Consider the following 7,678-nt stretch of genomic DNA (forward strand, 5'->3'; position numbering starts at 1 on the left):
AGATATTTTTGCTATAATAGGTATAATAAGGAGGAATTTTTGATGATCAAAATTCTATTAGTGGAAGATGACCTAGGCCTGTCTAATTCAGTATTTGATTTCTTGGATGATTTTGCAGATGTCATGCAGGTTTTTGATGGAGAAGAAGGTCTTTATGAGGCTGAAAGTGGTGTTTATGATTTGATTCTATTGGACTTGATGTTGCCTGAAAAAAATGGGTTCCAAGTTTTAAAAGAATTGCGTGAAAAAGGCATTTCGACTCCTGTTCTGATCATGACAGCCAAGGAAAGTCTCGATGATAAGGGACATGGATTTGAGCTTGGGGCAGATGATTATCTAACAAAACCATTTTATCTAGAAGAGCTCAAGATGCGTATTCAGGCGCTGCTCAAACGTTCTGGTAAGTTCAACGAAAATACTCTTTCTTATGGTGATTTGACTGTAAATCTATCTACTAATGAGGTTAAAGTCAATGATACTGTTGTTGAACTATTAGGTAAAGAATTTGATCTCTTGGTTTATTTCCTCCAAAATCAAAATGTAATCTTACCCAAAACCCAGATTTTTGACCGTTTGTGGGGATTCGATAGTGACACAACCATCTCCGTAGTAGAAGTCTATGTGTCAAAAGTTCGTAAGAAATTAAAGGGCTCAGTCTTTGCTGAAAACCTCCAAACCTTGCGTAGTGTTGGGTATATTTTAAAACATGTTTAATAAATTCAAAAAGAATTGGTATGCAGAGGATTTCAGTTATTTTATCCGTAACTTTGGAGTATTTACGCTGATTTTTTCTGCTATGACCTTGATTATCTTGCAGGTTATGCACTCCAGTCTCTACACCTCGGTGGATGAGAAGCTTCTATCTCTCAGTGGCAATCCTCAAGATGTCATCCAGTTGGCTGTCAACCGTGCAACAGATGAAGTCAAAGATCTCAATAGTCAATCCGTTCCTTCGTCAACGGATAAAAAACCAACGATCAGTTCCAATACAGAAGTGATATTGTTGGATGCAAATTTGAATCAATTAGTGACTGGAAACCGATTTTTAGGGCTTGACAGGATTACTTTTAATAAAAAGGATTTAAACCATATCCGCCAGCTTCATGTTCAGAATAGTTACGGGCAGGATGAGATTTATCGAGTAATCTTGACTGAAATGAATATAGAATCAGTCTCGACCAATATTAAGTATGCCGCTGTTCTGATTAATACCAGTCAGCTGGAACAAATCAGTCAAAACCATGAGCAATTAATCGTAGTCGTTATGGCCAGCTTCTGGATTTTATCACTCATAGCTAGTCTTTATCTTGCTCGTGTTAGTGTCAAACCCTTGCTTGAGAGTATGCAAAAGCAACAGAGCTTTGTGGAAAATGCCAGTCATGAGCTACGAACTCCACTTGCTGTTCTTCAAAATCGCTTGGAAACTCTTTTCAGAAAACCTGAGGCAACCATTATGGAATCAAGTGAGAGTATTGCTTCTAGTTTAGAAGAAGTTCGGAACATGAGATTGTTAACAACCAATCTTCTCAATCTAGCCCGTCGTGATGATGGGATAAAGCCTGAATTAGGAGAAGTGCAGCCAGATTTCTTCAACACAACATTTACCAACTATGAAATGATTGCATCTGAAAATAACCGCGTTTTTCATTTTGAAAATCGAATTCATCGGACCATCATAACAGACAAGCTTCTTCTTAAGCAACTGATGACTATCTTGTTTGACAATGCTGTCAAGTATACTGAAGAAGATGGAGAAATTCATTTTGTAATCGCTGCGACAGAGCGTACTCTCTATTTGTCAGTGGCTGACGATGGAATCGGTATTTCTGCAGCAGATAAAAAGAAAATTTTTGATCGCTTTTATCGAGTTGACAAGGCTCGTACTCGTCAAAAAGGTGGCTTTGGGTTAGGTTTGTCTTTAGCCAAACAAATTGTCGATGCTCTTAAAGGAACCATCAGTGTTAAGGATAACAAACCACATGGTACGATTTTTGAAGTAAAGATCGCTATCCAAACACCATCCAAGCGTAAAAATAAATGAGAAAAGGCTGTGAATTAGAAAGTGGTAGGTCAAATATCGCTTTTCTAGTCGCAGCCTTTTAGTTATTGTATAAAAAAACATATCAGACAAGCTGTTGAATTCCGTTAACTGTCGTGATGGAAAGAATTTGATGCTGTTTTAAGATGAGTTTTAGAGCTTAATTGACTGACTCAACGCTTTTATTTGGGTGGTATTGAGCACTTACCATTCGTTATCCTCGAGAAATGTATTGTACTATGAAACAACTAATACGATAAGCTACAACGGATTTATTCTACAGAAAGGAAAAACTCCAGTTTTATTTAGAAGGATAAAAGGTAAATAACTTATATACAATTTATTTCGAATTTTTTTAAAATAAAACAAACTTTAAAGACAAAATAATAAAAATGAAGCGCCGATAATAATGCCAATCGTTTGAGTGATATTTTAAATATGATTTATTTTTAATGAGTTGAAGAATGAAAAGTATCAAGATGATTCAATAAAACCGAAGAAAATTAGAGGGTGAATCAAGTATAAATACTATATAAATGTTTTAGATGCATAAAAACTAAAAAAAGTATGATTTAAGCGATAAATAGTTTGCATATTCCCAATAAAAAGTATAAAATTATACTTGGATAGCTTTGCCTGTGAATATAAACAATATGTGTTTTAGGTGAGCAAATTCAAAAAAAGGAGACAATAGAATGGATAAAAAATCATCCATGAGTCGTATCGAACGCCAGAAACGAGAAAAAGTTTTACGCTTTTCTATTCGTAAATATAGCTTTGGTGCGGCTTCAGTTGCTGTTGCAGCACTGATGTTTTTGGGTGCGCGCGTCGTTAGTGCGGATAGCGTAACACCTGTCGACCAACCTCATGTAGAGGCTTTAACTCAAGATACTAGTCCGCTAGCATCGCAGGATAAGGAAGAGCCTACTAGTTCTGTAAAAGTGGATACAGCTGTTGCAAGTCAGCTTGTGACACAGCTCAAAGACCAGCTCCACGTCAAGGAAGCTGCTAATACAGATCTTTTGGTTGCTGCCAAGGAAGAACTTGTTAAGGCTGAACAGACTCTCGCTGATTCAAAAGTGAGTCAAGAAGAAGTGGACGCTTTAGTAGCTCGCTTGACCAATGTTTTGGACCAGCTACGAGCAGTGGAAACTCCTCAAGTCAAAGAAGATAAAAATGACGAAAGTACACAGGAAGCAACTCCGGAAATCAAGCCAGAAGTAGCGAAGCCAACTTCAGAAATTTCAGCTAAGTCTGAGGAAACTTCAGAAAATACTAATGCTGAGCAACTGGAAAAAGCTAAAGCTAGTCTCAAATTATCTATTGAACGTTTGGAGCAGACTATCGCCCAAACACCTGAGAATGACTTGACACGTGAAATCTTGGAGAAAGCTATCGCCCAAGTTGCCGTAGCCAAGTCTGCATTTGGTGGTGTAGAAGTTAGCCTTCGTGATGTTGAGGATATGAATCGTGTCATCAAACGTAACGAAAGTTCTGTTATGATTGCACGTAATCGTTTGACTTCAGGTTCTCATGATCCACGTAATGGTCAAAGTATGGGACAGGGAACAGGTTTTAGAGCAAATGGTCAAATTAATCAAGGTGCTTTAACCAATATCAAGTATTTTGCTTCTGTCGATCCGAAAGAGAACGGTGGGCAAAAAACAATAAATGATAATCCGGAATTCACTAAAAATAAGACTGATATTAAGGCAACCTATGTACAAGATAGCGAAGGTAAATGGATCGTCTATGATGTCTTCTTCAATAATGATGGAAAAAGGATGACAAAGGCTTCATATCAGCAAGAATATTATTTCCAAGCTCCTTTTAATATCATGCACTCGTCTAACACGGTGAAAGATTTGAGTTTTACACGTTACCAAAATACTGGTGGTAGAAGACTTTCTGATGGGTTCCAAGGCTTTACTCCATATGGAAATACAGCCTATATACCTACATCTAAAGTATGGGAACAGAACTATAATATCTTTAATGGTGATAAACGAACAATCTATGATCCATCTTCTGGGGTAACTCGTGATAACCAAAGATGGTCTGTCTTCAAAAACAACGAGAAAGACCCTGTCTTAAATACTCTTACAAAAAATAAAAACGGTGGCTATCCAGGGGCATCATATTATTTTGGAGTTAAGACTGGACAAGAAAGTTCCGATTATGCAATGCACATGCATGCCAAGGTTAGACTAAGAGATGATGTTACTGCTGAAGAAGCAGCTCAATATGGTCGTGTTTATGCAGCCTCAGTGACATACGGAAGAACTACTAATCAGTCCTATATTATGGGGGCAACAGGCACTAGTTTACAAGCAGACCCAGAGGCACCAAAAGACCCAATTCAAGGTTTAACAGTTACAAAAACAGTAGGAGATTACGCAGGAGACCCAATAAATCCTGTATCTTCAGGTTATGTTAAACATGGAAAAGACGGAACTTTCCCTTCAGGTATGAGCTGGAGTTGGGCAGGTGATAATTCACCAAGTACAGCGCAAGCCGGAGTATTCAAGTATACTTCTATTGCCACTTATAAAGACGGCTCTAAATCAACTGACGCTAATTCAGGTTCAGATGGAACAGTTACATTAATCGTTAAACCTAAAAAACCAGCTATTACAACAGATGTTGCTAACAAAAAAGGTTTAACAGGTCAACAAATTACGGTTAATGTTGGAAGTGGAGTGCCAAACGGTTCGACAGTTAACCTTTACGATGGTGATACAGTTATCGGAACTGGAACAACTAATGGAGAAACTGCGACAGTTACAGTTACAGGAGCTCTACCAGGAAAACCTATTACAGCTGCAACAGTTGTAAATAATGGTGGAACAGTAACTTCTGATAAAAGTGAGCCAGTTACTCCAACAGAAGCACCAGACACACAAGCTCCAACATTAGAAATTTCACCAGCTAAGCAAACAGTAGTTGAAGGACAAACTGTAACATTCACAGTAACAGCAAGAGATGATAAACATGTTAATCTTAATGCTGATGATTTCACAACAAAATATGGTAGTAGATTGGTTAATTCACAAGCTAGTGCAACTAACGTGAAAGATACTGATACCGAAAAAGTAAGAACTATTACGATTACAACAACAGCAGAAGATGTTGGTAAGACTAATACAATTACTTTTAAAGCTACTGATAATGCAGGCAATAAAGCTAATGATGTAACATTTACTTTCGAAGTAACGCCGAGTGACAAGATTCCACCAACAATTGCAGCGGAAAGCGCGACAGTAACTAAAAACGAACCAATCACGCCAATTCCAGTAACAGCTGTAGATAATACAGGTGGGGTTGGAATGCGCGATAATAATCCAATAGAGGTAAGCAATTTACCACAAGGATTGAAATATGAAAAGGGTCAAATTACAGGAACTACGAACGCTAAGACAGGTTACTATACTGTAAAAATCAAAGCATATGATAAAAATAATAATGCTTCAGAAAAATCAATCAGAATTACTGTTCAAGATCAAGCTGACAAATACAATCCAACAGGCGATTCATTGACAGTAAACCAAGGTCAAGCAATTACAGATGAAGCAGTAAAAGCAAAAGTACAAAACTTTGGCCCTGGAACATTAACAGTAGAAAGCAAACCAACTTCAACTGCAACAGCAGGGGATGCAGGTAATGCTGTAGTTAAAGTTACATATCCAGATGGATCAAGTGATACTGTAAATGTACCAGTTACAGTAAAAGACGTAACAGGCCCAACAATTACAGCAGAAAGCGCAACGGTAACTAAAAACGAACCAATTACTCCAATCCCTGTAACAGCTGTAGATAATACAGGTGGTGTTGGAATGCGTGATAATAATCCAATTCAGGTAAGCAATTTACCACAAGGATTAAAATACGAAAATGGCCAAATTACAGGAACTACGAACGCTAAGACAGGATTCTATACTGTAAAAATTACAGCGTACGATAAGAACAATACGCCATCAACAAAAACAATAAGAATCACTGTTCAGGATCAAACTGACAAATACAATCCAACAGGCGAAACATTAACAGTTCCGTATAACCATAACATTACAGATGATGAAGTGAAGGCAAAAGTACAAAACTTTGGTCCAGGAACTTTAACGGTAGAAAGCAAACCGTCAACAAAAACATCAGGTAATGTAGGAAATGCTGTAGTTAAAGTTACATACCCAGATGGTTCACATGATACAGTAAATGTTCCAGTAGTCGTAGGACGTCCAAATAAAGATGATTACACACCTAAGTATGACGATGGAAGTGGCAAACCAGGAACATCAGTAGAGATTCCAGTAAAAGAAGCGAATGGTAAGAAAATTCCAGATGGAACAACTTACACAAGTGGCACACCAGGAATCACAGTAGATAAAGATGGTAAAGTCACTGTAACCATTCCAGCAGATAAGACTCCAGGTGAAGAAGTAACAGGAAAAGTTCTCGTAAGATACCCAGATGGATCAGAAGAAGAAGTCCCTGTAAAAGTAACAGTAACATCACCAGAAACACCAGTAACTGAAAAACCAGGTAAGATTGAAATTGATCGTAAACCAAATGGAGATGCGATTGTCACACCTAAGAAACCAGATGGCTCAACATACCCACCAGGAACTACGGTAGAAATTCCAGGAGAAAATGGAACAACAATCACAGTAACAATTGGTGACAATGGTTCAGGTGAAGTGCCAAATGACAACCTTCCTAAGAAAGATGTCCCAGGTACAGGAACAGTAACAGAACCTAACAAGAAACCATCACAACCAGTAGATGTAACAACACCAGCTCAAAAGACACCAACACTAGATGTTGAACAAGATCCTAAGACAGGTGACGTTACAGTAACACCTAAGAAACCAGATGGTTCAACATTCCCACCAGGAACTAAGGTAGAAATCCCAGGTAAAGATGGAAACCCAATCACAGTAACAATCGGTGAAGACGGTAAAGGTAAAGTACCAAACAGTGAATTACCAGAAGGTAAAGTTCCAGGTACAGCTAAGATTACTGAACCAGGTAAACCAACAGTTGAAGTTCCAGTAGAAACACCAGCTAAGGTAACACCAGAAACACCAGTAACTGAAAAACCAGGTAAGATTGAAATCACTCAACAACCAAATGGAAATGCGATTGTAACACCTAAGAAACCAGATGGCTCAACATACCCACCAGGAACTAAGGTAGAAATTCCAGGAGAAAATGGAACAACAATCACAGTAACAATTGGTGACAATGGTTCAGGTGAAGTGCCAAATGACAACCTTCCTAAGAAAGATGTCCCAGGTACAGGAACAGTAACAGAACCTAACAAGAAACCATCACAACCAGTAGATGTAACAACACCAGCTCGTAAGACACCAACACTAGATGTTGAACAAGATCCTAAGACAGGTGACGTTACAGTAACACCTAAGAAACCAGATGGCTCAACATACCCACCAGGAACTAAGGTAGAAATTCCAGGAGAAGATGGAACAACAATCACAGTTACAATTGGCGACAATGGTTCAGGTGAAGTACCAAATGACAACCTTCCTAAGAAAGATGTCCCAGGTACAGGAACAGTAACAGAACCTAACAAGAAACCATCACAACCAGTAGATGTAACAACACCAGCTCGTAAGACACCAA

At 38.3% G+C, this 7,678-nt stretch carries 3 protein-coding genes; all 3 read left to right on the plus strand.

Features of this window, described 5'->3' with window-relative positions; genetic code table 11:
• Positions 1-42 precede the first annotated feature (42 nt).
• Positions 43-714 (plus strand): two-component system response regulator CiaR, encoded by a 672-nt coding sequence (gene ciaR / locus RQ973_RS07300; RefSeq protein WP_075231911.1) that lies wholly within the window; start codon positions 43-45, stop codon positions 712-714.
• Entirely contained in the window at positions 707-2,041 is a 1,335-nt protein-coding gene (locus tag RQ973_RS07305; protein ID WP_075231910.1) for a cell wall metabolism sensor histidine kinase WalK, read from the plus strand. The genes ciaR and RQ973_RS07305 overlap by 8 nt, the downstream gene beginning before the upstream one ends.
• A 692-nt stretch (positions 2,042-2,733) precedes the next feature.
• Positions 2,734-7,678, plus strand: a 4,945-nt coding sequence (locus RQ973_RS07310) for a Rib/alpha-like domain-containing protein (RefSeq protein ID WP_311523401.1), incomplete at its 3' end; no start/stop codon positions are given.

The organism is uncultured Streptococcus sp., from assembly GCF_963511325.1.
In the GTDB taxonomy this organism is placed as follows: domain Bacteria; phylum Bacillota; class Bacilli; order Lactobacillales; family Streptococcaceae; genus Streptococcus.